Source organism: Roseateles sp. AC306, from assembly GCF_979253795.1.
Genome location: NZ_CEEDEB010000041.1, coordinates 1 through 1,038, shown reverse-complemented (window position 1 = coordinate 1,038; position 1,038 = coordinate 1). Strand labels below are relative to the sequence as shown.

Below are 1,038 nucleotides of genomic sequence, written 5' to 3'. Positions count from 1 at the left end.
TTACGCGAGGATCGTTGCAACGACGCCCGAGCCGACGGTACGACCGCCTTCACGGATGGCGAAGCGCAGGCCGGTTTCCATGGCGATCGGTGCGATCAGCTTCACGGTGATGCCGACGTTGTCGCCAGGCATGACCATTTCCTTGTCCTTCGGCAGCTCCACGGCACCGGTCACGTCCGTCGTGCGGAAGTAGAACTGGGGACGGTAGTTGTTGAAGAACGGGGTGTGGCGGCCGCCCTCTTCCTTGCTGAGGACGTAGATCTCAGCGGTGAAGTGGGTGTGGGGCTTGATCGAGCCGGGCTTGGCCAGCACCTGGCCGCGCTCGACGTCTTCACGCTTGGTGCCGCGCAGCAGGATGCCGACGTTGTCGCCTGCTTGACCTTGGTCGAGCAGCTTGCGGAACATTTCGACGCCGGTGACGGTGGTCTTCTGCACGTCGCGGATGCCGACGATTTCGATTTCTTCGCCGACCTTGATGATGCCGCGCTCGACGCGACCGGTCACGACGGTGCCGCGGCCGGAGATCGAGAAGACGTCTTCAACCGGCAGCAGGAAGGCGCCGTCGATGGCACGGTCCGGCTGGGGGATGTAGTTGTCCAGGGCGTCGGCCAGACGCATGATGGCTTGCTCGCCCAGGTCGCCGGTGTCGCCTTCCAGGGCCAGCTTGGCCGAACCCTTGATGATGGGGGTGTCATCACCGGGGAAGTCGTACTTGGACAGGAGCTCGCGCACTTCCATTTCGACCAGCTCGAGCAGCTCGGCATCGTCGACCATGTCGCACTTGTTCAGGAAGACGATGATGAATTTCACACCGACCTGGCGAGCCAGCAGGATGTGCTCGCGGGTCTGGGGCATCGGGCCGTCAGCGGCCGAGCACACCAGGATGGCGCCGTCCATCTGGGCGGCACCGGTGATCATGTTCTTGACGTAGTCGGCGTGGCCGGGGCAGTCAACGTGCGCGTAGTGGCGGTTGGCCGTCTCGTACTCGACGTGGGCGGTGTTGATCGTGATGCCGCGGGCCTTTTCTTCGGGCGCTGC

At 64.0% G+C, this 1,038-nt stretch carries 1 protein-coding gene; it reads right to left on the bottom strand.

Annotated elements, in window-relative coordinates; all coding sequences use genetic code 11:
- The coding region (tuf, locus tag AC0IZJ_RS28330; protein ID WP_471855592.1) for an elongation factor Tu at positions 1-1,038 on the bottom strand (1,038 nt) is incomplete at its 5' end.